Source organism: Cupriavidus malaysiensis (assembly GCF_001854325.1).
Taxonomy (GTDB): domain Bacteria; phylum Pseudomonadota; class Gammaproteobacteria; order Burkholderiales; family Burkholderiaceae; genus Cupriavidus; species Cupriavidus malaysiensis.
This window is the reverse complement of the sequence record NZ_CP017754.1, coordinates 1,835,834-1,860,936: the sequence shown is the minus strand read 5'-3', so window position 1 is coordinate 1,860,936 and position 25,103 is coordinate 1,835,834. Positions and strand designations below refer to the sequence as shown.

General features: G+C 69.9%; 22 protein-coding genes. 6 read left to right on the top strand and 16 right to left on the bottom strand.

Going from position 1 to position 25,103, the window contains the following annotated elements; translation table 11 throughout:
* Nucleotides 1–66: 66 nt before the first annotated feature.
* Nucleotides 67–912: a 3',5'-nucleoside bisphosphate phosphatase gene (locus BKK80_RS08115; RefSeq protein ID WP_071012153.1), complete on the bottom strand. Its 846-nt coding sequence runs from the start codon at nt 910–912 to the stop codon at nt 67–69.
* A 194-nt stretch (nt 913–1,106) separates the two neighbouring features.
* Between BKK80_RS08115 and BKK80_RS08110 the strand changes: the two genes are divergently transcribed.
* Entirely contained in the window at nt 1,107–2,192 is a 1,086-nt protein-coding gene (locus BKK80_RS08110; RefSeq protein ID WP_071012152.1) for an NAD(P)/FAD-dependent oxidoreductase, read from the top strand.
* A 42-nt stretch (nt 2,193–2,234) separates the two neighbouring features.
* On the opposite strand, the gene BKK80_RS08105 is transcribed toward BKK80_RS08110, so the two are convergent.
* Nucleotides 2,235–3,128: an alpha/beta fold hydrolase gene (locus tag BKK80_RS08105; RefSeq protein WP_071068830.1), complete on the bottom strand. Its 894-nt coding sequence runs from the start codon at nt 3,126–3,128 to the stop codon at nt 2,235–2,237.
* 163 nt (nt 3,129–3,291) lie between these two features.
* Between BKK80_RS08105 and BKK80_RS08100 the strand changes: the two genes are divergently transcribed.
* Nucleotides 3,292–5,031, top strand: a complete 1,740-nt coding sequence (locus tag BKK80_RS08100; RefSeq protein WP_071068829.1) for an acyl-CoA synthetase — start codon at nt 3,292–3,294, stop codon at nt 5,029–5,031.
* On the opposite strand, the gene BKK80_RS08095 is transcribed toward BKK80_RS08100, so the two are convergent.
* Nucleotides 5,028–5,930, bottom strand: coding sequence for a ferritin-like domain-containing protein (locus BKK80_RS08095; protein ID WP_084084484.1), 903 nt, complete (start codon nt 5,928–5,930; stop codon nt 5,028–5,030). The genes BKK80_RS08100 and BKK80_RS08095 overlap by 4 nt on opposite strands.
* A 131-nt stretch (nt 5,931–6,061) precedes the next feature.
* On the opposite strand from BKK80_RS08095, the gene BKK80_RS08090 reads away from it, so the two are divergent.
* The 3 genes from BKK80_RS08090 (at nt 6,062) to BKK80_RS08080 (ending at nt 8,243) form a co-directional block, all read left to right on the top strand.
* Nucleotides 6,062–6,586 carry a gamma carbonic anhydrase family protein gene (locus BKK80_RS08090; RefSeq protein ID WP_071012147.1) on the top strand — a complete coding sequence of 175 codons (525 nt, stop codon included), beginning with the start codon at nt 6,062–6,064 and terminating at the stop codon, nt 6,584–6,586.
* 46 nt (nt 6,587–6,632) lie between these two features.
* A complete protein-coding gene (hslO, locus tag BKK80_RS08085) occupies nt 6,633–7,661 on the top strand; it encodes an Hsp33 family molecular chaperone HslO (protein WP_071068828.1) in 1,029 nt (342 codons plus the stop codon).
* Between the two features lie 78 nt (nt 7,662–7,739).
* Complete coding sequence (locus BKK80_RS08080; protein ID WP_071012144.1) at nt 7,740–8,243, top strand: hypothetical protein; 504 nt, start codon at nt 7,740–7,742, stop codon at nt 8,241–8,243.
* 145 nt (nt 8,244–8,388) lie between these two features.
* Here the strand turns inward: BKK80_RS08080 and ftsB are convergent, their stop codons facing one another.
* From ftsB to edd, 12 genes are all read right to left on the bottom strand, one after another.
* Nucleotides 8,389–8,730, bottom strand: a complete 342-nt coding sequence (gene ftsB / locus BKK80_RS08075) for a cell division protein FtsB (RefSeq protein ID WP_071012143.1) — start codon at nt 8,728–8,730, stop codon at nt 8,389–8,391.
* A gap of 111 nt (nt 8,731–8,841) precedes the next feature.
* A complete protein-coding gene (gene eno, locus BKK80_RS08070) occupies nt 8,842–10,131 on the bottom strand; it encodes a phosphopyruvate hydratase (RefSeq protein ID WP_071012141.1) in 1,290 nt (429 codons plus the stop codon).
* Between the two features lie 106 nt (nt 10,132–10,237).
* Entirely contained in the window at nt 10,238–10,528 is a 291-nt protein-coding gene (locus BKK80_RS08065; protein WP_071012139.1) for a DUF1330 domain-containing protein, read from the bottom strand.
* Between the two features lie 90 nt (nt 10,529–10,618).
* Nucleotides 10,619–11,488: a 3-deoxy-8-phosphooctulonate synthase gene (gene kdsA / locus BKK80_RS08060; protein WP_071012137.1), complete on the bottom strand. Its 870-nt coding sequence runs from the start codon at nt 11,486–11,488 to the stop codon at nt 10,619–10,621.
* Nucleotides 11,489–11,512: 24 nt separating this feature from the next.
* The gene (locus tag BKK80_RS08055; protein WP_071012136.1) at nt 11,513–13,165 is read right to left on the bottom strand and encodes a CTP synthase; all 1,653 of its coding nucleotides are present in this window, start codon (nt 13,163–13,165) and stop codon (nt 11,513–11,515) included.
* A 151-nt stretch (nt 13,166–13,316) separates the two neighbouring features.
* Entirely contained in the window at nt 13,317–14,123 is an 807-nt protein-coding gene (locus tag BKK80_RS08050) for an alpha/beta hydrolase (RefSeq protein ID WP_071068827.1), read from the bottom strand.
* A gap of 10 nt (nt 14,124–14,133) precedes the next feature.
* Nucleotides 14,134–14,955 (bottom strand): proteasome-type protease, encoded by an 822-nt coding sequence (locus tag BKK80_RS08045; protein ID WP_071012132.1) that lies wholly within the window; start codon nt 14,953–14,955, stop codon nt 14,134–14,136.
* Nucleotides 14,956–15,115: 160 nt separating this feature from the next.
* Nucleotides 15,116–15,952: a transglutaminase family protein gene (locus BKK80_RS08040; protein ID WP_071012131.1), complete on the bottom strand. Its 837-nt coding sequence runs from the start codon at nt 15,950–15,952 to the stop codon at nt 15,116–15,118.
* Nucleotides 15,953–15,970: 18 nt separating this feature from the next.
* Nucleotides 15,971–16,924 carry an alpha-E domain-containing protein gene (locus BKK80_RS08035; RefSeq protein WP_071012129.1) on the bottom strand — a complete coding sequence of 318 codons (954 nt, stop codon included), beginning with the start codon at nt 16,922–16,924 and terminating at the stop codon, nt 15,971–15,973.
* A gap of 42 nt (nt 16,925–16,966) precedes the next feature.
* Nucleotides 16,967–18,442: a circularly permuted type 2 ATP-grasp protein gene (locus BKK80_RS08030; protein ID WP_071037203.1), complete on the bottom strand. Its 1,476-nt coding sequence runs from the start codon at nt 18,440–18,442 to the stop codon at nt 16,967–16,969.
* A gap of 389 nt (nt 18,443–18,831) precedes the next feature.
* Nucleotides 18,832–19,329, bottom strand: a complete 498-nt coding sequence (locus BKK80_RS08025; protein WP_071016243.1) for a gluconokinase — start codon at nt 19,327–19,329, stop codon at nt 18,832–18,834.
* 157 nt (nt 19,330–19,486) lie between these two features.
* On the bottom strand, nt 19,487–21,370 hold the full coding sequence (edd, locus tag BKK80_RS08020; protein ID WP_071068826.1) for a phosphogluconate dehydratase: 1,884 nt from the start codon (nt 21,368–21,370) through the stop codon (nt 19,487–19,489).
* A gap of 261 nt (nt 21,371–21,631) precedes the next feature.
* Between edd and BKK80_RS08015 the strand changes: the two genes are divergently transcribed.
* Complete coding sequence (locus tag BKK80_RS08015) at nt 21,632–22,546, top strand: MurR/RpiR family transcriptional regulator (protein WP_071012124.1); 915 nt, start codon at nt 21,632–21,634, stop codon at nt 22,544–22,546.
* Between the two features lie 39 nt (nt 22,547–22,585).
* On the opposite strand, the gene BKK80_RS08010 is transcribed toward BKK80_RS08015, so the two are convergent.
* Nucleotides 22,586–25,090 (bottom strand): DNA internalization-related competence protein ComEC/Rec2, encoded by a 2,505-nt coding sequence (locus tag BKK80_RS08010; RefSeq protein WP_071068825.1) that lies wholly within the window; start codon nt 25,088–25,090, stop codon nt 22,586–22,588.
* Nucleotides 25,091–25,103 lie beyond the last annotated feature (13 nt).

Here is a 25,103-nt window from a genome sequence, read left to right as displayed (position 1 = left end):
GATGTCGGCAGGCGCCGGCCGCACTCACGCTGCGCGGCCGCAGTGGCACCGTGGTGGCAATGGCGGCTACCAGTCGTGCCAGACCGGCTTGACCGTGGGGGGCAGCGGCGGCAGCGCGCCGAGCTCGACGCGCCCTTCCCCCGGGCCATGGAAATCCGAACCGCGCGAGGCCAGCAGGCCGTAGCGGCGCGCGACCTCGGCGTAGCGGCGGTACTGGTCGGGGGTGTGGCTGCCGGTGACGACCTCGACCGCACCGCCGCCGAGCTGCTTGAACTCGTCGAACAGCGCGTCGTGCTCCAGGTCGGTGTAGTGGTAGCGCCCCGGATGGGCCATCACGGCAATGCCGCCGGCCGCGCGGATCCAGTGCACGGCCTCGGCCAGCGTGGCCCAACGGTGGCCGACGTAGCCCGGCCGCCCTTCCGCCAGGTACTTGTCGAACACCTCGCCGATGTCGGCGCAGTAGCCCTGGTCGACCAGCCAGCGCGCGAAGTGCGTGCGCGAGATCAGGTCGGGGTTGCCGACATAGCGCAGCGCTCCCTCGTAGGCACCGGCGATGCCGATGCCGGCCAGCGCCTCGCTCATGTCGCGCGCGCGGCGTGCGCGACCCGAGCGCGTGTCGTGCAGGCCGTCGATCAGCGCCTGGCAGGCGGGATCGATCTGCAGCCCGACGATATGCACGGTCTGGCTGGCCCAGGTCACGGAAACCTCGACACCGGTCACGTAGCGCATGCCCAGCGCCTCGGCCGCGGCACGCGCCTCGGCCTGGCCACCGACCTCGTCATGATCGGTCAGCGACCAGAGCGCGACACCACCGGCGTGCGCACGCTCGGCGACCACGGCGGGGGCCAGCGTGCCGTCCGAGACGGTGGAATGGCAATGCAGATCGGCGTTGAGGGCGTTGGGATTCAGCATAGGGACATTCTACTCCTGTGATCTGCCGCTGTGATGGCGCAGGCATCGCGCGGCGGGCCGCGAGGTGCGCCGATGCCCCTGCCGCCAATGCTGGCGTGGACGGCCGGCGCCCCGCCAGGCGGTATAGTGGGAGATTGAACGGGCCTCGCGCCCTAACCGTCCCCGAGGCCGCGCCGCGCGCCGGCCGCCACGCCATGCCCGAATCCACCCCTGCTCCCGCCTCCGCCCCGCTTGCCGCCGCTCCGGTACGCACCGATGTCCTGATCATCGGTGCCGGCCCGGTCGGCCTCTTCGCCGCCTTCCAGGCCGGCGTGCTGGGCCTGCAATGCGAGCTGATCGACGTGCTCGACCGCCCCGGCGGCCAGTGCACCGAGCTCTATCCCGAGAAGCCGATCTACGATATTCCCGCCGTGCCCGGCTGCCTCGCGCAGGACCTGGTCGACCGGCTGCTGGAACAATGCGCGCCGTTCGCCTTCCCCATGCATTTCGGCCAGCGCGCCAGCAGCGTGGCGGAAGTCGAGCGCGACGGCCATGCGCGCCTGCTGGTGACGACCGACGGCGGCAAGCAGTTCGACGTGGCGGCGGTGCTGGTCTGCGCCGGCGCCGGCGCCTTCGCGCCGCAGCGGGTCGCGCTGCCGGAAGCGGCCGCGCTCGAGGGGCGCCACCTTCACTACGCCGTGCGTGAGGTGGCACGCTTCGCCGGCAAGCGCGTGGTCGTCGCCGGCGGCGGCGATTCGGCGCTGGACTGGGCCCTGGCGCTGCGCAAGGTGGCGGCGCGCGTCACCTTGCTGCACCGGCGCGATGGCTTCCGTGCCGCAGACGCCAGCGTCGCCGAGATGAAGGCGGCCGTGGCCGCCGGCGAAATGGACTTCGTGATCGGCATGCTGGGGGCCCTGCAGTGCGCGCCCGGCCCGGACGGCGAGCAACTGGCCGCGGTGGAAGTGCGCACGCGCGAGGCGCCGCTGACGCTGCCGGCCGACGAACTGGTGGCCCTGTATGGCCTGGTGACCGAACCCGGCCCGATCGCGCACTGGGACCTGGAGTTGCGCGCCGGCCGCGTGCTGGTCGACACCACCACCTACGAAAGCTCGCGGCGCGGCATCTTCGCCGCCGGTGACATCGCCTACTACCCCAACAAGCAGAAGCTGATCCTGTCCGGCTTCCACGAGGCCGCGCTGGCGCTGCGCCGCGCCTACCACTACGCCTTCCCCGACAAGGCCCTGGTACACGTGCACACCAGCAACAACGCCACGCTCAAGGAAAGGCTCACGCACGCCTGACGGCACCGCTGGCGACGCGCCAGGCTCGGCGTCAGGCAAGCTTCAGGCAAGAAAGTCCTCCACCAGCCGGGCCACCGCTTCCGGCTGGTCGTGATGCAGCATGTGGCCGGCCTCATCCACCACGGCCTCGCGAAAATCGCGGAAGGCAGCGAAGCGCTGCTTGAACTCAGCGATCTCCTGCTTGTGGGCGATATGGCGCAGCGTGGCGGAATCGCGCGCCTCCACGTGCAGCACCGGTGCCTGCACCTCGGCCCAGATCGCCATCACCTCGTCGAGCCGGTACAGCACAGGGTTGACCAGCTTGTGGGCCGGATCGCCGAGGATCTCCCAGCGCCCCGCCTCGTTGCAGCGCGCCCAATGTGCGGCAAGGAAGGCAGCACGCGCGTCGGACAGGCGCGGATTGGTCTTCTGCAGCCGCTCCGCCACGCCTTGCAGGTCGTCGTAAGTACGCATCTCCGGCTGCGCGCGCAACTCGTCCAGCCAGCGCGCATAGCGCCCGGGCGCCTGCTCGGCCCGCGTCGCCGTCATGCCGAAGCCCTCCAGGTCCACCACGCGGCGCACCCGCTGCGGACGGATGCCGGCATACAGGCAGGCCACGTTGGCACCCATGCTGTGTCCGACCAGGTCCACCTGGCCCTGCGGCTGGTAGTGGTCGAGCAGCGCCTCGAGGTCGGCCACATAGTCCGGGAACCAGTAGGACCGCGTGCCCGGGTAGCGCGCCGGCCAGTCGCTCAGGCCGAAGCCGCGCCAGTCGGGTGCGACCACGTGCCAGTCGCGTGCGAAGGCATCGACCAGGAACTGGAAGGAAGCCGAGACATCCATCCAGCCATGCAGCAGGAACAGCATGGGCGCGCCCTCCTCGCCCCACTGGCGTACGTGGTATTGCAGCCCGCGCAGCGTGATACATTGCGAGCGCGAGGTTTCTCTGATCGTCATGCTGTCTCCGTGGCGGCCCCGGCCGTCCGCGCGGGAGATCCGGCACCGCCCGGCTGACGCAGGAAGCAAAAAAAGAACGGTCGTTCTTTTACCGCGATTATAACGGCTCGCCGCCCGGCGTCGTGCGCGGGCCGGCGGGCCTCGGACCGACTGGAGACACCCGATGCCATCCGCCGCCCTGCCGGCCACCCGGCGCGACGACTACGCCGCGCTGCACGAATCGTTCCGCTGGGACGTGCCCGAGACCTTCAACCTGGCCGAGGCATGCTGCACGCGCTGGGCACGCGACCCCGCCACCGCGCAGCGCATCGCCGTCCATGCGGAGCACGAGGACGGCCGGCGCGCGAGCCACAGCTTCGCCGACATCCAGGCCGCCGCCAACCGTCTCTCGCGAGCCCTGCGGGCGCTCGGCGTGGGGCGCGGCGACCGCGTCGCCATCATCCTGCCGCAGCGTATCGAGACCGTGGTCGCGCACATGGCGGTCTACCAGCTGGCCGCCATCGCCATGCCGCTGTCGATGCTGTTCGGCCCCGAGGCCCTGGCCTACCGGCTGGAACACGGCGGCGCGCGCGTGGCCATCGCCGACGAGGGCTCGCTCGACAACCTGCTGGCGGCGCGCGGCGAGTGCGCGGCGCTGGAAACGGTGATCGGCGTCGGCGCGGCCGCCGCCGGGGCCGACCATGGCTGGGAGGCGCTGCTGGCCGCCGGGCCGGCCGACTTCACGCCCGAGCCGACGCGCGCCGACGACGGCGCGGTGCTGATCTACACCAGCGGCACCACCGGCCAACCCAAGGGCGCGCTGCTGCCGCACCGTGCGCTGCTGGGCAACCTGCCCGGCTTCGTCTGCTCGCAGAACTGGTACCCGCAGGACGACGACGTGTTCTGGAGCCCGGCCGACTGGGCGTGGACCGGTGGCCTATGGGATGCGCTGATGCCGGCGCTCTACTTCGGCAAACCCATCGTGGGCTACCAGGGTCGCTTCTCGGCCGAGGTCGCCTTCACGCTGCTGGAGCGCTACCAGGTCACCAATACCTTCCTCTTCCCCACCGCGCTCAAGCAGATGATGAAGGCCTGCCCGCGCCCGGCGGAGCGCTACCGGCTGCGGCTGCGCGCGCTGATGAGCGCTGGCGAGGCGGTCGGCGACACCGTCTTCGCCTGGTGCCGCGAGGCCTTCGGCGTCATCGTCAACGAGATGTTCGGGCAGACCGAGATCAACTATGTGGTCGGCAACTGCGCCGCCCAGTACGACGACGGCCGCCTGGGCTGGCCCGCGCGCGCGGGTTCGATGGGCCGGCCCTATCCCGGCCACCGCGTGGCCGTGATCGACGACGACGGCCGGCCCTGCGCCGGCGGCGAGATCGGCGAGGTGGCGGTATGTGCCACCGACCGCGCCGGCCACGCCGACCCGGTCATCTTTCTCGGGTACTGGCGCAACGAGGCAGCGACCGAGGCCAAGTATGCGAGCCACGACGGCCTGCGCTGGTTCCGCACCGGCGACCTGGCGCGCTTCGACGACGACGGTTATCTCTGGTACGAGGGCCGCGCCGACGACGTCTTCAAGTCTTCGGGCTACCGCATCGGCCCCAACGAGATCGAGAACTGCCTGCTCAAGCATCCAGCCGTGTCGAACTGCGCCGTGGTGCCCTCGCCCGACCCCGAGCGCGGCGCCGTGGTCAAGGCCTTCGTGGTGCTGAGCCCCGGCGTGGCGCGCTCGCCCGCGGCCGATGCCGCGCTGGTCGCCGAACTGCAGCAGCACGTGCGCGGCCGCCTCGCCCCCTACGAGTATCCGAAGGCCATCGAGTTCATCGAGCAGTTGCCGATGACCACTACCGGCAAGATCCAGCGGCGCGTGTTGCGGCAGCTCGAAGCGGAGCGCGCCACCACGCCGGTCTCTGCAGACTAATCCTGTTGCGCCGTGAGCCAGGCCAGCTCATCGTCGTCGAAGCCCGCGGCGCGGCGTGCCGGCAGGTTGAACGGCGGCTTGAGGCGCGGCGCGCCATGGTGCGCCGCCAGCTCCGCGTAGCTCGATACCGGGTCGAGCCCGCGCACCGCGCACAGCCAGCGGAACCAGCGGTTGCCGATAGCCACGTGGCCTACCTCGTCGCGCAGGATGATGTCGAGGATGGCGGCGGCCGCATGGTCTCCCGCCGCCGCCAGGCGCGCACGCACCGCGGGCGACGCATCCAGCCCGCGCGCCTCCAGCGTGCGCGGCACCAGGGCCATGCGCGCCAGCACGTCGCCGGCGGTCTTGTCGGCCATCTCCCATAAGCTGTTGTGGGCGGGGAAATCGCCGTAGGCATGGCCGAGCGTGGCGAGATGGTCGGCCAGCAGCGTGAAGTGCAGGGCCTCCTCGTCGGCTACGCGCAGCCAGTCGCGGTAGTAGGCCGGCGGCATATCGGCGAAGCGCCACACCGCATCCAGCGCCAGGTTGATCGCATTGAATTCGATATGCGACAGCGCATGGATCAGGGTCGCCCGCCCCAGTTCGGTATGGGGCGAGCGGCGTGGCCCGACCTCGCGCGGCGGCACCAGCTCGGGCCGCCGGGGACGGCCGGGGACACCGGCAGGCGCCGGCAGCACGAGTCCGCAGCCGAGTGCGGCATCGGTCTCGGCACTGGCACGCCGGTACAGCTCGCGCGCCGCCGTCGCCTTGGCTCGGGCATCGGTCAGGCAGAGCACGTGGAGAGCCTGCTCGCGCAGGCATGGTCGCCCCGGAGCGGCCGGGGCAATGTGTCCGGCATCGGATTGTCCGGCATCGGGTGCACCCGTGGCGCACCGGTCGTTGAGTCGCTGGTCTGGCATCGGCGTAAAATCTCGGCTGCCGCCATTGTAGGGCCGGGCGCGCGCCGCATGCGCCCCCTGCTCTGCTGCAAGGCTCTTTAAAGACGCCGGGCGGCCCCCATCTTTCCCCCAGCCATTGCCCAGGAGACTCCATGGCGCTTTACCAGCTCGGCGACCTCGCCCCCCAGATCGACCCCGACGCCTACGTGGCGGCAGAAGCCACCCTGATCGGCAACGTGACGCTGAAGGCGCGCGCCAGCGTCTGGCCCGGCGTGGTGATCCGCGGCGACAATGAGCCGATCACCGTGGGCGAAGGCAGCAATGTGCAGGAAGGCTCGGTGCTGCACACCGATCCGGGCTGCCCGCTGGACATCGCCGACAACGTGACCATCGGCCACCAGGCGATGCTGCACGGCTGCACCATCGGCGAGGGCTCGCTGATCGGCATCCAGGCGGTGGTGCTGAACCGCGCCGTGATCGGCAAGAACTGCCTGGTCGGCGCCGGTGCGGTGGTGACCGAGGGCAAGGCCTTCCCCGACCGCAGCCTGATCCTCGGCGCGCCCGCCAAGGCGGTACGCGAGCTGAACGACCAGGAAGTGGCCAACCTGTACCGCAACGCGGCGACCTACGCCGAGCGCCAGGCCATGTACAAGACGCAGCTCAAGCGCCTCGACTGAGCCGAGGCCGGGCGCCCAACCCAACCCGTTTGACCGAAGAGTGATTGTGACCGATACCCGCTCCCCAGATACCCTGCAGAAATTCCTGTTCGACGCGGCCCCCGTGCGCGGCGAACTGGTCCGGCTCGAATCCACCTGGCGGGAGGTGCTGGAACGCCAGCACTATCCGGCCCCGGTGCGCCAGCTGCTCGGCGAGATGATGGCGGCGGCGGCGCTGCTGTCGGCCAACCTCAAGTTCAACGGGGCCCTGGTCATGCAGCTGCACGGCGACGGCCCGGTGCGCATGCTGGTGGTCGAGTGCCTGTCCGACCTGAGCCTGCGCGCGACCGCCAAGCTGGCAGAGGATGTCGAGCTGGCCGACGACGCGACCCTCGCCGAACTGGTCAATGTCGGCGGCCGCGGCCGTTTCGCCATCACGCTCGATCCACACGACAAGCTGCCCGGCCAGCAGCCCTACCAGGGCATCGTGCCGCTGGCCGACGAGAACGGGCCACTGGCGTCGATGAGCGAGGTGCTCGAACACTATATGCACAGCTCCGAGCAGCTCGACACGCGGCTCTGGCTGGCAGCCGACGACCAGGTCGCGGCCGGCATGCTGCTGCAGAAGCTGCCCTCCTACGGTGGCACGCTGGAAGCCGGCCATGCGCGCGAAGCGGCCGTGGTCGGCGAGACCGGCGGCGCGCTGGACGGCGTCGGCCAGGCACAGGATCTCGACACCTGGGACCGTGCCTGCCAGCTCGGCGCCACGCTGAAGGCACCGGAACTGCTGGCGGAATCGCCCGACACGCTACTGCGCCGGCTGTTCTGGGAAGACCTGCAGGCGGCCGGCCTGCGCGTGTTCGAGCCGGCGCGCCCGCAGTTCCGCTGCTCCTGCTCGCGCGCCAAGGTGGCCGGCATGCTGCAATCGCTGGGCCGCGAGGAGATCGAAGGCCTGCTGGCCGAACGCGGCGCTGCCGATATCCGCTGCGACTTCTGCGGCCAGCAGTACCACTTCGACGCGGTCGATTGCGCCCAGCTGTTCGCCCCGGCACCGACCGCGACCGGTGCCGGCGACGGTGCCCACCAGCACCACTGAGGCAAACCGCCGCGCCGGCGGAAACCACCGGCGCGGGCATGTGGTCCAACGGGAAGTCGATCCCTTCGAGGCATGACCATGTCCACGCGCTTCCCTCCAGTCCGCCGCTCCGCGCTGCCACCGCTACGGCAAACGCGCCCGCGCGCCAGGGCGGCGGCCCTGGCCGGTATCGCCGCGCTGCTCACCGCCGGCGGCTGCGCCGAACTGCCACGCGACAGCAACGGCTCGCCTCCCACCTATCGCCTGGCCCCCGATGCCGCGACTGGTGCGACTGGTGCGACTGGTGCGACTGGTGCGACTGGTGCGACTGGCGCCACTGGCGTCACCGGCGCGTCTGACGCTGCGCTGACACCGCAGCAGAAGCAGCGTCTCGATGCCCTGAACCAGCAGGTCCTGCGCGAGCAGGAGGCCGCCATCGCGCAAGAACGGCAGGCCGAAGCCCTGGCCCGCTACTATTACGCGCCGGCCCCCGCCTGGAGTGTCTACTACGGCGGCTGGAGCGGCGGCCGCTGGGGCGGCTCGGTCGGCTTCGGCGCACCCGGCTACTGGGGTTGGGGCGGCTATCCGTACGGGTGGTGGTAAGGCTCGACGAGGCGCGGCCGGCGCGAAGCCGGCGCGGATGATCCGCCGGATGGCGGCCGGATGCGCGGGGAAGGCAGCTTGAGGCGGTGAGCAGCCCGGCCGGACGGCGGGCGGGCCCGGAACGGGCGGATGATGCCGGGTCGGCTCAGTGGCGACCGGTGGCGGCCGGCGAGTTGGGCGGCGGCGGCAATGGCGGCGTAGCGCTGACCTTGGGCGGCGGCGCGACGAACTGCACGAAGACCTCGCCATCCTTGACCATGCCCAGTTCGTAGCGGGCCCGCTCCTCGATGGCGCCGGTGCCGTCCTGGAGGTCCTTCACTTCCCCTTCCAGCTTGGCGTTGCGCAGCTTGAGCGCCTGGTTGTGCACGCTCTGTTCCTCGACCTGCTTGTTCAGCTCCCAGACGCGCAGCCAGCCTCCCTTGCCCAGCCAGAGCGGATACTGGATGGCGAGCAACAGCACGAACAACAGCAGCGAAATCAGGCGCATGGAGCGTATGACGCAAAGGCCCGGCAGAAGCCGGGCGAACCGCGGAATGGCAAGGGAGGCCGCCGTCGCGCACGCGTCAAGGACGGCGCACGGCGGCGGCTACCCGGCAGCTTAGCGCAGATTGTAGAACGCGCTCTTGCCGGGGTAGCTGGCCACATCACCGAGATCTTCCTCGATGCGCAGCAGCTGGTTGTACTTCGCGATACGGTCCGAGCGCGACAGCGAGCCGGTCTTGATCTGGCCGGCGTTGGTGCCCACCGCGATGTCGGCGATGGTGCTGTCCTCGGTCTCGCCCGAACGGTGCGAGATCACGGCGGTGTAGCCTGCTCGCTTGGCCATCTCGATCGCGGCGAAGGTCTCGGTCAGGGTGCCGATCTGGTTGATCTTGATCAGGATCGAGTTGCCGATGCCCTTGTCGATGCCTTCCTTCAGGATCTTGGTATTGGTGACGAAGAGGTCGTCGCCCACCAGCTGCACGCGCTTGCCCAGCTTGTCGGTCAGGGTCTTCCAGCCGTCCCAGTCGCCTTCGGCCATGCCGTCCTCGATCGACACGATCGGGAACTTGTCGCACAGGTTGGCCAGGTAGTCGGCGAACTGCTCCGAGCTCAGCTTCAGGCCTTCGCCTTCCAGGTGGTAGACACCCTCGGCTTCACGGTAGAACTCGCTGGCGGCGCAGTCCAGCGCCAGCAGCACGTCGTCGCCCATGCGGTAGCCGGCCTTCTCGACCGCCTGCACGATGGTGTTCAGGCACTCTTCGTTGGAAGCGAAGTTCGGCGCGAAACCGCCTTCGTCGCCCACCGCGGTCGACATGCCCTTGTCGGCCAGGATCTTCTTCAGCGCGTGGAAGATCTCGGCACCGCAGCGCAGCGCTTCGCGGAAGCTGGTCTGCGACACCGGCATGATCATGAATTCCTGGATGTCCAGGCTGTTGTTGGCGTGCGCGCCACCGTTGACGATGTTCATCATCGGCACCGGCATCTGCATCGCGCCCGAACCGCCGAAGTAGCGGTACAGCGGCAGGCCGGCTTCCTCGGCGGCAGCCTTGGCCACGGCCATCGACACGGCCAGCATGGCGTTCGCGCCCAGGCGGCTCTTGTTCTCGGTACCGTCCAGGTCGATCAGGGTGCGGTCCAGGAAGGCTTGTTCGGAAGCGTCCAGGCCCATGATGGCCTCGGAGATCTCGGTGTTGATGTGCTCGACGGCCTTCAGCACGCCCTTGCCCAGGTAACGCGACTTGTCGCCGTCACGCAGCTCGATGGCTTCGCGCGAACCGGTGGAGGCGCCCGACGGCACCGCGGCGCGGCCCATCACGCCCGACTCGAGCAGAACGTCGCATTCCACGGTGGGATTGCCGCGCGAGTCCAGAACCTCGCGACCGATGATATCTACGATTGCACTCATGGATTCCTCTTTGATTGTGGATTCTTTGTACCGCTAGCTGCAAAAGCTGCAAATGCTGGAAACCGGGAAGAGGGCCGCGACAGGCCCGCTTCGGCGCGTCAGGGCTTCAGACGCCCTCGACCACGATCATGTTCATGTGCGCCGCATGCTCACGCGCCTTGCGCGCCGCGCGGTACTCCGCGCTGTCGTGGAAGGCCTTGGCCGCCTCGAAACTGGGGAACTTCAGCACCACCACGCGCGTCGGCGCCCACTGGCCCTCGAGCTGCCCGGTCTGGCCGCCGCGCACCAGCACTTCGGCTCCGTGCACCTGCATGGCATGACTGGAGAGCACCTTGTACTCCTCGTACTGCTGGGGGTCCGTGACGTCGACGTAGGCGATGATATAGCCTGCGGCCATGATCTATCTCCGATGATTTCGTATTGTCTTTCGATACCTGCCGTCACCGCCGGCCCCGCAAGGAGAACCGGCGGCGAGGCCTGGCGTCGGTCAGGCGCAGGCGGGCCAGCCGAAATTGTCTTCCAGGAAGCCGGCGCGCTTGGTCAGCGCATCCAGGTCTCTCAGCACCGAGAGCAACTCCTTCATGCGCGACAGCGGCACGGCATTGGGGCCGTCCGACAGCGCCTTGGCGGGGTCCGGATGCGTTTCCATGAACAGCCCGGCCACGCCGGTGGCCACGGCAGCGCGCGACAGCACCGGCACGAACTCGCGCTGGCCGCCCGAACTGGTGCCCTGCCCGCCCGGCAACTGCACCGAGTGGGTCGCGTCGAACACGACGGGGGCACCCGTCTCACGCATGATCGCCAGCGAGCGCATGTCCGAGACGAGGTTGTTGTAGCCGAAGGACACGCCGCGCTCGCAGGCCATGAAGCTGTCTTCGGGCAGGCCTGCCTCGCGGGCGGCCTCGCGCGCCTTGTCGATGACATTCTTCATGTCATGCGGCGCCAGGAACTGGCCCTTCTTGATGTTGACGGGCTTGCCGCTCTGCGCGCAGGCACGGATGAAATCCGTCTGACGGCACAGGAAGGCCGGCGTCTGCAGCACGTCGACCACGGCCGCGACCGGCTTGATCTCCTCGATCTCGTGCACGTCGGTCAGCACCGGCACGCCGATCTCGCGCTTGACCGTGGCCAGGATCTCCAGTCCCTTCTCCATGCCCAGTCCGCGGAAGGACTTGCCCGACGAGCGGTTGGCCTTGTCGAACGAGGACTTGTAGATAAAAGGAATGCCCAGCTCGCCGGTGATCTCCTTGAGTGCACCGGCGGTGTCCAGCGCCATCTGCTGCGACTCGATCACGCAGGGCCCGGCAATCAGGAAGAAGGGCTGCTCGAGCCCGGCTTCGAATCCGCAGAGTTTCATCGCTCTCTCCTGCCTGCCGCGGCCTCAGCCTGCCTTGCGCTGCTGGTTGGCCAGTGCCGCTTCGACGTAGGCCTTGAACAGCGGGTGGCCGTCGCGCGGGGTCGAGGTGAATTCCGGGTGGAACTGCACGCCGACGAACCAGGGATGCAGGCTGTCCGGCAGCTCCATCATCTCCGGCAGGTTCTCGGTCGGGGTACGCGCGGAAATCACCATGCCGGCCTGCTCCAGCTGCGGCACGTAGTGGTTGTTGACCTCGTAGCGGTGGCGATGGCGCTCGTTGACCTCGGCGCCGTAGATCTGCGCAGCCTTGGTGCCTTCCCTGACCGGCACGCGCTGCGCGCCCAGGCGCATGGTGCCGCCCAGGTCGGAATCGGCGCTGCGTTGCTCGACCTTGCCTTCGCGGTCCACCCACTCGGTGATCAGCGCGACCACCGGGTGCTCGGTCTCGAGGTTGAACTCGGTGGAGTTCGCATCGCCCATGCCTGCCACGTGGCGGGCGAATTCGATCACGGCCAGCTGCATGCCCAGGCAGATGCCCAGGTAGGGCACCTTGTTCTCGCGGGCGTACTGGATCGCGCGGATCTTGCCTTCGGTGCCGCGCTTGCCGAAGCCGCCCGGCACCAGGATGGCGTCCAGCGGCTTGAGCACTTCGAGGTGGCCCGATTCCAGTTCCTCGGAATCGATGTACTCGATGTTGACGCGGGTCGCGGTGTGCATGCCGGCGTGGCGCAGCGCCTCGATCAGCGACTTGTAGGACTCGGTCAGGTCGACGTACTTGCCGACCATGCCGATGGTGATCTCGTGCTGCGGGTTTTCCTGGGCGTTGACCAGGCGCTGCCACATCGACAGGTCGGCCGGCTTCGGGTCCAGGCGCAGTTCCTCGCAGATCAGGCGGTCCAGGCCCTGCTCGTTGAGCATCTGCGGGATCTTGTAGATGCTGTCCGCATCCCACACGGAAATCACGGCATCCTGCGGAATATTGGCGAACAGCGAGATCTTGGCGCGCTCGTCGTCCGGGATCGGGCGGTCGGCGCGGCACAGCAGCGCGGTCGGCGAGATACCGATCTCGCGCAGCTTCTGCACCGAGTGCTGGGTCGGCTTGGTCTTCAGCTCACCGGCGCTGGCGATGAACGGCACCAGCGTCAGGTGCACGAAGGCGGCATGGTTGCGGCCCATGCGCAGGCTCATCTGGCGCGCCGCCTCGAGGAAGGGCAGCGACTCGATGTCGCCCACGGTGCCGCCGATCTCGACCAGCGCCACGTCGGCCTTGCCGTCGTGCGAGGCGGCCGCGCCGCGCTCGATGAAGGCCTGGATCTCGTTGGTGATATGGGGAATCACCTGCACGGTCTTGCCCAGGTATTCGCCGCGACGCTCCTTGCGGATCACCGATTCGTAGATCTGGCCGGTGGTGAAGTTGTTCGACTTGCGCATCTTGGCCGAGACGAAACGCTCGTAGTGGCCGAGATCCAGGTCGGTCTCCGCACCGTCCTCGGTCACGAACACCTCTCCATGCTGGAAGGGGCTCATCGTGCCGGGATCGACGTTGATGTAGGGATCGAGCTTGAGGAGGGTGACTTTGAGGCCGCGCGACTCAAGAATGGCCGCGAGCGAGGCGGCAGCGATGCCCTTGCCGAGGGAAGAGACGACGCCACCGGTGACGAAGACGAATTTGGTCATAAACCGAGCTTGCCGGGGAAATCGGGATTATACATGAGAGCCCGCCCCACGCGGCCGCGAAATTCGCCGCGCAGCCGCCGGCCGGGCACGCCATGGCCTATGCAGCGCTTGCCCGCGGCACCTGCCCGGCGCACGCCGCCGGACACCGCTATCAGTGCCCCGCCGCGCGCATCGCGCCGATCAATTCCCGCACCAGCACCGCGGTCTGTCCGGGCTGCTCCATCGGATACAGGTGGCCGCCCTCGATGAAGCGCAGGTGCTCGCCCACCAGCCTGCGCGTGGCACCCATGCCGCACTGCCGCACCTCGCGCGAGCGGGTGCCGGCGATAAAGGCCACGGGCACCGGCGCCCCGCCCGCCAACTGGCGTCCCAGGCTGGTAGGCAGGGTCCGGTAGATGTCGTATTCCACCTGGCGCTCGAAACGCAGCCGGCGTTCCTGCGCCTTGCCCGTGGCCTCGGTGCCGTGCTCGACATAGTCGCGCAGCACCTCCTCGTCCCACACGGCGAAGTTCGGCTTGGACTTGAAGTGCTGCCAGACCGACTCCGCGTCGGGCCAGTGCGTGCGGCGCCGCTTGGCGGCCGCCGCCGGACTGGGCCGCTCGTCCAGGCCGAGCGCCTGCGCGGCCTTCAGCAGCGAGGCCCGCCAGCCGGCGATGACCGGCGAATCGAGCATCAGCACGCCGCGCACGCGCGCCGGGCGCCGCAACGCGGCCATCAGCGACAGGAAGCCGCCCAGCGAGTGCCCGACCAGCCAGACCGGCTCGCGGTAGCGCTCATCGATCGAGGCCAGCAGCTGCTCGACCAGGTGCGGCCATTCCCGCGTGACCGGATAGTCCGGATGATGGCCATAGCGTTCGACGGCGCGCAGTTCGAAATCGTCCTCGAGCAGGCCGAACAGCTTGCGGTAGGTGGAGACGGGAAAGCCGTTGGCATGGGAAAAGTGGATGATCTCGCGCATCGCCTCCCCCTCAAGCCGGCGTGCCCGGGCGCCGCCGGCGCGCGCGCACCGGCTGGCCCCAGCGGTCGGCTTCGCCCTGGCGGGCCAGCGGGAATTCGGCCGGCAGGGAAGCATCCCACTGCGGATCGCTGATCTCGCCGAAAACCTGGCGCAGGCGCTGCCCCCAGGTATCGCGGATCATGCGGAAATAGGCGTTCTTCTCGTCGATGTTGACGAAGCGCGTGACGCGCAGCGCATCCGCTTCATAGACCAGCAGGTCGAGTGGCAAACCCACCGAAATATTCGACTTCAACGTCGAATCCATCGAGATCAGCGCGCATTTCGCCGCTTCCCCCAACGGCATCGAAGGCTGCACCACGCGGTCCACGATGGGCTTGCCGTACTTGGCCTCGCCGATCTGGAAGTAGCAGTTCTCGGGCATGGCCTCGACGAAGTTGCCGGCCGCGTAGAGTTGAAACAGGCGGGCCCGCTCGCCGCGGACCTGGCCGCCGAAGATCATGCTGACGTTGAATTCGATACCGGCCTCGCGCAGCGCGTGGGCGTCGCGCTTATGCACCTGGCGCACGGCATCGCCGACCAGGGTTGCAGCCTCGAACATGTCACGCGCCTTCCACAGCGAGCGCGCCTCGTCGCGCCCTTCCACCAGGATCTGGCGCACCGCCTGGCTGATGGCCAGGTTGCCGGCCGTCATCAGCACCATGACCCGGTCGCCCGGCTCCTCGAACACCGTCATCTTGCGCGCGGTGGCGACGGCATCGACGCCGGCATTGGTGCGGGAGTCGGACAGGAATACCAGGCCGGCATCGAGCCGCATGGCCACGCAGTACGTCATCTTCTTCTCGGATACCTTGGGTTGTCGTGCAAAGGCGGGCCCGGCGGCCAGGCCGGCCGCCGGGATCTTGCGGGCATCATTCTAGCGCCGGCGGCCGCGGCGCCGCTGGAGGCATCCCTCGGTTGCGCGCGCCCACGCCCTCCCGCCCCCCCCCGCGGGACTACGCTGCGCCCGCCTGCGCCGGCATGATCTCGATGCGCACCGACAGGGCTTCGCCGCTGCCGCCCTCGCGCACGCCCCGGATCGGTGCAGCCGATGGATAGTCTCGCCCCACCGCGAGGCGCACGTGGCGCCCCCCGGTCAGGCAGCGGTGCGTGACATCGATGCTGCACCACAGGCCGCGCCCGGCATCGAGGCAGATGTCGGCCCAGGCGTGGCTCGCCAGGGCCTCGGCCTTGGGGTCGTAGAAGTAGCCGCTGACATAGCGCGCCGGGATGCCCAGGGAACGACAGGCCGCCACCATGACTTGCGCCTGGTCCTGGCACACGCCGGCGCCACGCGCAAAGGCCTCCGCCGCCGCCGTATCCACGCTGGTGGCATTGGGCTGGTAGCGCACCCGGGCGGCCACCGCAGCGGCCAGCGCCAGCAGCGCCGGCACATCGCGGCGCGCGGCCAGGAACGGCGCGGCAAACGCACGCAACGGCGCCGGCGCCGCGGTCAGCGGCGTCGCCGAGAGGAAGTAAAGCGGCGACACCCGCACCTCGCCATCGGCGCCGGCGTCCTGGAAGGCGCCGTGCGTCCCGGCCTGCATTCCCAGCACCTCCACCTCGCCCCAGGCGGTGATGCCGATGGTGTCGCTCGGCGCGCCGAGGGTGAAGCTGTGGACGATGTTGCCGAAGCCGTCGCGCGCTTCCGACAGCCGGCCGGGCGCCGCGATCTGCCAGCCATGGACCGCCTGCAGCGGCCCCGAGCGCGGCGCCAGGCGCAGCTCATGGACGCTGCGCCGCACGGGCTCCGCGTAACGGTAGACGGTGTGGTGGCGGATCCTGTAGCGCACGGCAGCGGTCCGGCTCGCTCACGCGGCCAGCGGCGGCACCAGGAAATCGACGCTGATGCCGTTGCCCAGCCCGCCGATGCGCTCCAGGAAGCTGGTCAGGAAGGCATGCAGGCCGACCGCGAAGATATCGTCGATGCGCGCGTACTTCAGGTCGGCGTGCAGTTTGCCGGCCTGCCGCTCGGTCTCGCCCGACTGCTGGTTGCGCACCTGCGCCAGGATCGATACCACCTCCTCCATGCTCGACACCAGCGAGCGCGGCATGTCCGGCCGCAGGATCAGCAACTCGGCCACCCGTTCCGGGGTGATCACCGTGCGGTAGATCTTGCGATAGACCTCGAAGCCGGACACCGAACGCAGCACCGCCGCCCAGTGGTAGAAATCGCTCTCCATGCGCTGCGGGTCGCTCTCGTCGCCGCCTTCCGACTGGAACTTGACATCCAGGATGCGCGCCGTGTTGTCGGCGCGCTCGAGGAAGGTGCCGAGGCGCATGAAGTGGAAGGCATCGTCCTTGAGCATGGTGCCGAACTGCACGCCACGCGCCAGGTGGGAGCGGAACTTGACCCACTCGAAGAAACGCGATGGATCCTGCTGCAGTTCGCCGTCGGCGATCAGGCGCTGCACCTCCAGCCAGGTGGTGTTGATGGTCTCCCACACCTCGGTCGTCAGCGAGCCGCGCACCGCACGGGCGTTTTCGCGCGCGGCACGCAGGCAGCTCATGATGGACGAGGGATTGGTCATGTCGCGCACCATGAAATCGATCACGTCGTCGCGCGACAGCAGCCCGTACTTGTCGTCGAAGGCACGCGTCAGCTCGGAAATGTCGAGCATGGCCCACCAGCCCTGCTCCGCCACTTCGGCGGACTGCGGCAGCAGCGAGGTCTGGTAGTTGACGTCGAGCATGCGCGCGGTGTTTTCCGCGCGCTCGGTGTAGCGCGCCATCCAGAACAGATGGTCGGCGGTGCGGCTCAGCATGGTTCGGCTCCTGGCAATGCAATGGTCGTGGCCGGCGCTGTCTCAGCGCTCCAGCACCCACGTGTCCTTGGTGCCCCCGCCCTGGGAGGAATTGACCACCAGCGAGCCCTCGCGCAAGGCCACGCGCGTCAGCCCGCCGGGCACCATGCGCACCTCGCGCCCCGACAGCACGAAGGGACGCAGGTCGATATGGCGCGGCGCGATGCCGGACTCCACATAGGTCGGGCAGGTGGACAAGGCCAGCGTGGGCTGGGCGATGTACTGCTCCGGCCGCGCCCTGACGACCTCGCGGAAGACATCGATCTCCGCGCGCGTGGCGGCCGGGCCGACCAGCATGCCGTAGCCGCCCGCGCCGTGGGTTTCCTTGACCACCAGTTCGTCCATGTGGTCAAGCACGTACTGCAGGTCGTCCGGCCGGCGGCACATATAGGTGGGCACGTTGGCCAGCACCGGCTCCTCGCCCAGGTAGAAGCGGATCATGTCCGGCACGTAGGGATAGATCGACTTGTCGTCGGCCACGCCGGTGCCGATCGCATTGCAGATGGTCACGTTGCCAGCCCGATAGACCGACAGCAGGCCGGCGGCGCCTAGCGCCGAATCCGGGCGGAAGGCCAGCGGGTCGAGGAAATCGTCGTCGACACGGCGGTAGATCACGTCGATGCGCTGCGGGCCCTGCGTGGTACGCATGTACAGGTAGTCGTCCTGTACGAACAGGTCGCTGCCCTCGACCAGCTCCACCCCCATCTGCTGCGCCAGGAAGGCGTGCTCGAAATAGGCCGAGTTGTACATGCCCGGTGTCAGCACCACCACAGTGGGATCGGCGATGGCCTGCGGCGACACGCTGCGCAGCATGTCGAGCAGCAGGTCGGGATAGTGGGCCACGGGCGCCACCCGGTTGCGCGCGAACAGATCCGGGAACAAGCGCATCATCATCTTGCGGTTTTCCAGCATGTACGACACGCCGGACGGCACGCGCAGATTGTCCTCGAGCACGTAGAACTCGCCCTCGCCGGCGCGCACCACATCGATGCCGGCGACGTGGGCGTAGATGTCCTGCGGCACCGCGATGCCGAGCATCTCCGGCCGGTACTGCGCGTTGTTGTAGATCTGGTCCGGCGGGATCACGCCCGCGCGGATGATGTCCTGGCCGTGGTAGATGTCATGGATGAAGCGGTTCAGCGCCGCCACGCGCTGGCGCAACCCGCGCTCCAGCACCGCCCACTCCGACGCCGGGAAGATGCGCGGAATCACGTCGAACGGAATGGTGCGCTCGGTGCCGCTGTTGGTTTCGTCCTTGTCGCCGTACACCGCGAAGGTGATGCCCACCCGGCGGAAGATCAGGTCCGCCTCCGCGCGCTTGTTGGCCATGGTCGCTTCCGACTGCCGCGCCAGCCAGTCCGCAAACTGCCGGTAGTGCGGCCGCACCGCGCCCGCCGGCAGGTCCTGCCCCGCCTGGATGGCCGGGACCCCTTCGCCCCTCCAGTCCAGCATCTCGTCGAAAAACCGCGCCGCCGCCATGATGGCCCATCCTCCGTGTCGAGGGCGTTCCGGACTGCCGGCCGCCCGTTGTTGGCCATGTTCGCGTCCCCAGCCTTGCGATCTGGGGAACCCCCCTGCGCGGCCCCGGCAGCGCTGGCTGCGGTGCCGCATGCTGGCTCTTCCAGCATACCCGCGCCGGCGCCGGCCGCAAGCTGCGGCATTCCCGAGGCCCGTGGGGATCAAGCAAGATACTTGCCAGGCACGGGGAAGACGGGGAAGACGGGGAAGACGGGGAAGACGGGGAAGACGGGGAAGACGGGGAAGACGGGGAAGACGGGGAAGACGGGGAAGACGGGTGGCGTGCGCCGGGCGCGGCGGCGCCCGGCGGCCCGGTGGCCTGGGTGGTACGGGAGCCCGCCGACGGCCCCTCAGTCCCCCGCGCGCGCCGGCGCTTCGGCCAGGATGGCGTCCACCAGCGCCTCCGGCGGGCGGCGGATGTCGATCACCAGCGCGCCGTCGGGTTCCTCCAGCGTCTCGAACTGGCTGTGCAGCAGCGCCGGGTTGAAGAAATGGCCGCTGCGCGCCGACAGGCGCTGCCCGATCAGTCCGGCATCGCCCTTCATGAAGACGAAGGTCACGCCGCCCTCGGGCGGCGTCAGCCGGTCGCGGTAGACCTGGCGCAAGGCCGAGCATGTGAACACGTGCGTGCGTCCCTCGGCGCGCGCGGCATCGATGGCCGCCCGCATGGCGGCCAGCCACGGCCAGCGGTCTTCGTCGGTCAGCGGCACGCCGGCGTGCATCTTGGCCTTGTTGGCCTCGCTGTGGAATTCGTCGGCGTCATGGAAGCCGCATTGCAGCCGCTGTGCCAGCAGCTGGCCGACCGTGGTCTTGCCGCTGCCGGATACGCCCATCAGGATATAGATCATGTCTGCTCCGTCGATCAGGATCGGATGGTGTGCCCATCCTTGTCGCTTGTCGTGCATCGCGCCGCTCGCATGCGTGCGATGGCTCCCGGGCGGCCCGCCGCCGGGGAACCAAGCCAGGTGATTGGAAGGTGGGTTGCCGGGATACCGGACGGCCAGCCTATTGTGCGACGGCCGCCCCGGTTTGGACAGCCTCGCGCGGCATCGCGTCCGCCTCGGACAGGTCCAGCGCGCTGCCGCCGGCTTCGGCGTCGCGCGCCTGGCGCCGGAACAGGCCGAACAGGCCGCGTCCGACACTGAAACCGGCGAAGGCGTCGGCAGGCGCCGCCGCGGGCTCGCGTGCGGCCAGCTCGGCCGCGTCGCCGAGCCATTGCAGGACGCCAGCTTCGGCGTCCACGCGGATGCGATCGCCGTCGCGCACACGCGCCAGCATGCCGCCAGCCAGTGCCTCGGGCCCCACATGGATCACGGCCGGCACCTTGCCGGAGGCGCCCGACATGCGGCCGTCGGTGACCAGGGCCACGCGGCGACCGGCATCCTGCAGCGCACCCAGCGCCGGCGTCAGCCGGTGCAGTTCCGGCATGCCGTTGGCGGCCGGACCCTGGAAGCGCACCACCGCCACCACGTCACGGTCCAGCTCGCCGGCGGCGAAGGCCGCCTGCAGCGCCTCCTGGGAATCGAACACGCGCGCAGGCGCCTCGACCACGCGGTGCTCCGGCGCCACCGCCGAGATCTTGATCACGCCGCGCCCCAGGTTGCCCTGCATCAGGCGCAGGCCGCCTTCGGCGGCGAACGGCGCGGCGGCCGTGGCCAGCACCTGCGCATCGCCACTGGCAGCGGCGCCGTCGCGCCAGCGCAGCATGCCGTTGTCCAGCACCGGCTCCTGGGTGTAGCGCCGCAGGCCGGGACCGGCGACGGTCTGCACGTCCTCGTGCAGCAGCCCGGCATCCAGCAGTTCGCGGATCACGAAGGCGACACCGCCGGCCGCGTGGAAGTGGTTGACGTCCGCCGAGCCGTTCGGATAGACCCGCGCCAGCAGCGGCGTAGCCCGCGAGAGGCGGTCGAAATCGTCCCAGTCGATGAGGATGCCGGCCGCGCGCGCCATTGCCACCAGGTGGATGCTGTGGTTGGTCGAGCCACCGGTGGCCAGCAGGCCGACGATGCCGTTGACCACCGCGCGCTCGTCGACGATGCGCGCCAGCGGCAGGTATTCGTTGCCGCGCGCCGAGATGGCCAGCGCGCGCTGCGCGGCCGCCGCCGTCAGCGCGTCACGCAGCGTGGTGTCGGGATGGACGAAGGCCGCGCCCGGCAGATGCAGGCCCATCACCTCCATCAGGAACTGGTTGCTGTTGGCGGTACCGTAGAAGGTGCAGGTGCCGGCGCCGTGATAGGCCTCGCACTCCGCCTCCAGCAGCGCCTCGCGTCCGACCTGCCCGGTGGCGTAGAGCTGGCGCACCCGGGCCTTCTCCTTGTTGGACAGGCCGCTGGCCATCGGCCCCGCCGGCACGAACACGACCGGCAGGTGGCCGAACTGCAGCGCACCCATCAGCAGGCCGGGCACGATCTTGTCGCACACGCCCAGCATTACCGCGGCGTCGAAGGTGTTGTGCGACAGGGCCACGGCGGTGCTCATGGCAATGACGTCGCGCGAGAACAGCGACAGCTCCATGCCGGCATTGCCCTGCGTGATGCCGTCGCACATGGCCGGCACGCCGCCGGCCACCTGGGCCACCGCACCGGCCGCGCCCGCCGCCTCGCGGATCAGGCCGGGATAGCGCTCGTAAGGCTGGTGCGCAGACAGCATGTCGTTGTAGGCGGTGACGATGCCGAGGTTCTGCGCATGCTCGACGCGCAGGCGCAGCTTGTCGGCGGCGGGCAGGGCTGCGTACCCATGCGCAAGGTTCGCGCAGGAAAGGCCATGTTGCGGGCCCAGTTCGCGCTGGGCGCGCTCACAACGTGCCAGGTAGGCAGCGCGGCTGGCACGGCTGCGCGCGACGATACGCGCGGTCACGGCCTGGACTTCGGCATGAACGGTTTGCGGCATGGCGGGACGACTCTCCGTGGGAAGTATGCTGCAGTCGACCGGATGAGGAATGAGATCCGGTCATGTAGATTTTCTACATTATATCCAGTCCGGAACGACAAGCGAACACCACGTCAACCGCCAATCGCCTAAAACCCCCGATTTTTTGCGAAATTCAGGGAAATCCCTAGCCGCGCCACGACTCCCGCGCGAAGACGATGCGCCACCCGATCTTGTAGAATATCTACATATTTTCTACGCACCTGCCAACTGCCCTGCTCCATGCGCGACCGAATCCTCGCCGTCTATGACACGCTCCGCCCCTCCGAACGCCGCCTGGCCGACTACGTGGCACGGCACGGCGCCAGCGTGATCCGCCTGTCGATGCCGGAACTGGCAGAGCGCGCCGGTGTATCGCAGCCGACCATCGCACGGTTCTGCGCCGCGCTGGGCTACGACGGCTTCCGCGAGTTCAAGCTGCAGTTCGCACAGAACGTGGGCGGCGGCACACCCTTCGTGCACCAGGACGTCAGCGCCGAGGACCGTCCCGCCGACATCGCCGGCAAGGTCTTCGACCGCACCCTCTCCACGCTGATGAGCGTGCGCAACGCGCTGTCGGCGGACCAGATCGAACATGGCATCCGGCTGCTGGCCGACGCGCGCCGCATCGAGTTCTACGGCTGCGGCAATTCCGGCATCGTCGCGCTGGACCTGCAGCACAAGTTCTTCCGGCTGGGCATTCCCACCACCGCCTACTCCGACCCGCACGTCTTCAATATGTCGGCGGCGCTGCTGCGCCCGGGCGACGTCGCCGTGCTGGTCTCCAACAGCGGGCGCACCTGGGACATCCTGGCCGCCGCCACGCTGGCGCGCGGCAGCGGCGCCGGCGTGCTGGCGCTCACGCACAGCGGCTCGCCGCTGGCGGCGCTCGCGGACGTCTGCGTATTTTCCGACGTGGAAGAGGACAGCGAGGTCTATACCCCCATGACCTCGCGTATCTGCCACCTGGTGCTGGGCGATGTGCTGGCCACCGGCGTGGCCCTGGAGCGCGCCGACAGCGTCGCGCCCGGCCTGCAGCGCGCCAAGGCGCACCTGCGCGAGCGCCGCATCGCCAGCGCGGAGCCGTCGATGCCGCCGCGCGACACCAGGCCCAAGCGCTCCGCCAGCGCGGCGCGCCGCAGCAAGGGCAGCGCCTGAGCGCCCAGCGATCCGCGCCGCGCGGCCGGCACGCCATGCTCAGCGCGGTGCCGGCGGCGCCTCGCGCCAGTAGCGCCGGACCTGCTGACGGTACGGCGTGATCGCCACGCCGTCCGCCCCGGCCTCGATCACCACCGCGCCGTTCTCATCAGAGCGGTAGCGCGCGACGCCTTGGGCACCATAGCGGGCCCAGACATCGGCACGCGGATGACGGAAGCGATTGGCATGGCCCAGCTGGAACACAGCGGCCTGCGGTGCCACCGCGGCAAGGAAGGCCGGGCTGGAAGACGTGCCGCTGCCATGGTGCGGCACCATCAGCACGCTGGCGCGCAGCGCTTGCGCCGGCAACGACGACAGCAGCGCCGCCTCCTCGGCACGCTCGATATCGCCGGTCAGCAGCAGGCTCGGGGCCGCCCCGTCACCGGCCTGCGCCGACACATGGAGCACGCAGCTGCGCGCGTTGCTGCCATAGGCCGGCGACTGCGACTGCGCCGCCGGCGGATGCAGCACGGCGAAACGCACCCCGTCCCACTCCCATTGCTGCCCGGCGGCGCAGGGCTCCCACGCGCGTGGTGACCGCAGCGGCGGCGACAGCAGCGCATGCGCGGGCGGCGCCGCGGTGCGCAGCGCCGCCACCGGCACGGCATCCAGCACCGCGCCGACTCCGCCGGCATGGTCGGCGTGCTCGTGGCTGATCATCAGCATATCGAGGCGCCCCAGGCCGGCCGCGCGCAGGTGCGGCACGATGACCCGCTCGCCCGCGCTGGAGCTTTCGCCGTAGGCCGGTCCGGTGTCGAACAGCAGCGCATGCCGCCGCGTCTCGACCAGCACCGCACCGCCCTGGCCGACATCGAAGGCCGTCGCACGGAAGGCGCCGGCCGCCACCGGGGTCCGCCCCGCCACCAGCAGCGGCAGCAGCAGCACCAGCCCGCGCCAGCGCAGGCGCCAGCCGAAGCCACGCGGTGCCAGCAGGCAGGCGACGCCCGGCAGGGCCAGCGCGAAGGCCACCGGACCGGCCGCCGCCGCACGCCAGACCGCCCAGGACGGCGCCGACAGCCAGGCCAGCAGGCTGCCCAGCAGGGCCAGGCAGGCGTGGGCCAGCGCCAGCAGCGGTGCGGCCAGCGGCGACGGCAGGATGGCGGCCAGCAGCGACAGCGGCGTCACCACGAAACTCACCAGCGGGATGGCCACCGCGTTGGCCAGCGGCGAGACCAGCGAGGTCTGCTGGAACAACAGCAGCGTGGCCGGCACCAGGCCCAGCGTGACCACCCATTGGGTATGGGCGGCTTGTGCCAGCGCCACCCGCAGGCGGGCCGGCCAGCGGTCCGCGCGGGCGCCGTCCGCGCCGTCCGCCGCGGGGGCCGCGGGCGGACGCCCCGCGGCCAGGAAGATCACCGCCACGGCACTGAAGGAGAGCCAGAATCCGGGCGCCATCACGCCCCATGGATCGACAACCAGCGCCGCCAGCGCGGCCCAGCCGAGCACCAGCGAGCCCGGCACCGTACGTCCGCTCCAGGATGCCAGCACCGCCACCACCAGCATTGCCACCGTGCGCAGGGCAGGCACCTCGAGTCCCGCCACCAGGCCGTAGCCGATGCCTGCCGGCAGCGCCACCAGCAGGCCGACCTGCCGCGCCGGCAGCCATAGCGGCGGCGGCCGGCGCCAGCGCCGGCCCAGCCCGAAGGCATGGCGCCAGGCCCAGGCGGCCAGCGCACCGGCCATGCCGGAGATCATGGTGATATGGAGCCCGGAGATGCTGATCAGGTGGCCGATGCCGGTGCGGTTGAATATCTCCCTGTCGGCAGCTGAGATGCCGCGCTGGTCGCCCACAACCAGCGCCACCAGCACCGGGCCGTAGCGCGCATCCGGCGGCAGGTTGGCGCGCAGGTGCGCGCGCAGCGCGTGGCGCCACGAGGCGATGCGCCAGGCCAGCCGCTCCCCCGCCGCCATGGCGTGGCCCTCGCCCGCGCTGCGCACGTAGCCGGTCGCCCCCACGCCTTGGCCGAGCAGCCAGTAGGCATAGTCGAACCCGTGTGGATTCGCTAGCCCGCGCGGCCGCCGCAGGCGCACCACGAACTCGCGCCGCTCGCCCGGCCGCAGTCCGGGCGGCGCCTCGTTCCAGGCCAGCAGGATCTCGGGCGGCAGGCGCGCGCCACCTGCTTCCGCGCCGGCAGCAGCTCCACCGCCTGCGCCGGCAACCTCCTGCTCGATGGCAAAGCGGAAACGCAGGCCGCGCTCGGCTTCGGCCGGCAGGCCGGCCACCACGCCGCGCACGCGCACATCGCTGCCGTCGAGCGCGGGGGGCAGCCAGGCATCCAGCGCCTGCACGGCGCGCCCGCCGGCCCAGCCGAAGCCGGCCAGCAAGCCCAGCAGGCAGACCGCCGCACGCGCCGCCGGCCGCGCCCGGCGCCGCCAGTACAACGCGGCCGCCGCCAGCAGCGCGGCGGCCAGCAGCAGCACGGCGGCCGCTGCCCGGCCGGGCAGCACCGGCTGCTGCTGCAGGCACCAGCAACCGGTGACGAAAGCCAGCAGGAACAGGCGCATCGCAACTCCCTGC

Excerpts from the sequence above, each read along its gene's own strand:
- BKK80_RS08055 (WP_071012136.1), bottom strand. The coding sequence starts at position 13,165 with ATGACCAAATTCGTCTTCGTCACCGGTGGCGTCGTCTCTTCCCTCGGC.
- BKK80_RS08050 (WP_071068827.1), bottom strand. The coding sequence starts at position 14,123 with ATGCGCGAGATCATCCACTTTTCCCATGCCAACGGCTTTCCCGTCTCC.
- BKK80_RS08115 (WP_071012153.1), bottom strand. The coding sequence starts at position 912 with ATGCTGAATCCCAACGCCCTCAACGCCGATCTGCATTGCCATTCCACC.
- BKK80_RS08110 (WP_071012152.1), top strand. The coding sequence starts at position 1,107 with ATGCCCGAATCCACCCCTGCTCCCGCCTCCGCCCCGCTTGCCGCCGCT.
- BKK80_RS08100 (WP_071068829.1), top strand. The coding sequence starts at position 3,292 with ATGCCATCCGCCGCCCTGCCGGCCACCCGGCGCGACGACTACGCCGCG.
- ftsB (WP_071012143.1), bottom strand. The coding sequence starts at position 8,730 with ATGCGCCTGATTTCGCTGCTGTTGTTCGTGCTGTTGCTCGCCATCCAG.
- kdsA (WP_071012137.1), bottom strand. The coding sequence starts at position 11,488 with ATGAAACTCTGCGGATTCGAAGCCGGGCTCGAGCAGCCCTTCTTCCTG.
- eno (WP_071012141.1), bottom strand. The coding sequence starts at position 10,131 with ATGAGTGCAATCGTAGATATCATCGGTCGCGAGGTTCTGGACTCGCGC.
- BKK80_RS08045 (WP_071012132.1), bottom strand. The coding sequence starts at position 14,955 with ATGACGTACTGCGTGGCCATGCGGCTCGATGCCGGCCTGGTATTCCTG.
- BKK80_RS08030 (WP_071037203.1), bottom strand. The coding sequence starts at position 18,442 with ATGGCGGCGGCGCGGTTTTTCGACGAGATGCTGGACTGGAGGGGCGAA.
- BKK80_RS08090 (WP_071012147.1), top strand. The coding sequence starts at position 6,062 with ATGGCGCTTTACCAGCTCGGCGACCTCGCCCCCCAGATCGACCCCGAC.
- BKK80_RS08035 (WP_071012129.1), bottom strand. The coding sequence starts at position 16,924 with ATGCTGAGCCGCACCGCCGACCATCTGTTCTGGATGGCGCGCTACACC.
- BKK80_RS08015 (WP_071012124.1), top strand. The coding sequence starts at position 21,632 with ATGCGCGACCGAATCCTCGCCGTCTATGACACGCTCCGCCCCTCCGAA.
- BKK80_RS08025 (WP_071016243.1), bottom strand. The coding sequence starts at position 19,329 with ATGATCTATATCCTGATGGGCGTATCCGGCAGCGGCAAGACCACGGTC.
- BKK80_RS08010 (WP_071068825.1), bottom strand. The coding sequence starts at position 25,090 with ATGCGCCTGTTCCTGCTGGCTTTCGTCACCGGTTGCTGGTGCCTGCAG.
- BKK80_RS08080 (WP_071012144.1), top strand. The coding sequence starts at position 7,740 with ATGTCCACGCGCTTCCCTCCAGTCCGCCGCTCCGCGCTGCCACCGCTA.
- BKK80_RS08105 (WP_071068830.1), bottom strand. The coding sequence starts at position 3,128 with ATGACGATCAGAGAAACCTCGCGCTCGCAATGTATCACGCTGCGCGGG.
- BKK80_RS08095 (WP_084084484.1), bottom strand. The coding sequence starts at position 5,930 with ATGCCAGACCAGCGACTCAACGACCGGTGCGCCACGGGTGCACCCGAT.
- edd (WP_071068826.1), bottom strand. The coding sequence starts at position 21,370 with ATGCCGCAAACCGTTCATGCCGAAGTCCAGGCCGTGACCGCGCGTATC.
- BKK80_RS08065 (WP_071012139.1), bottom strand. The coding sequence starts at position 10,528 with ATGGCCGCAGGCTATATCATCGCCTACGTCGACGTCACGGACCCCCAG.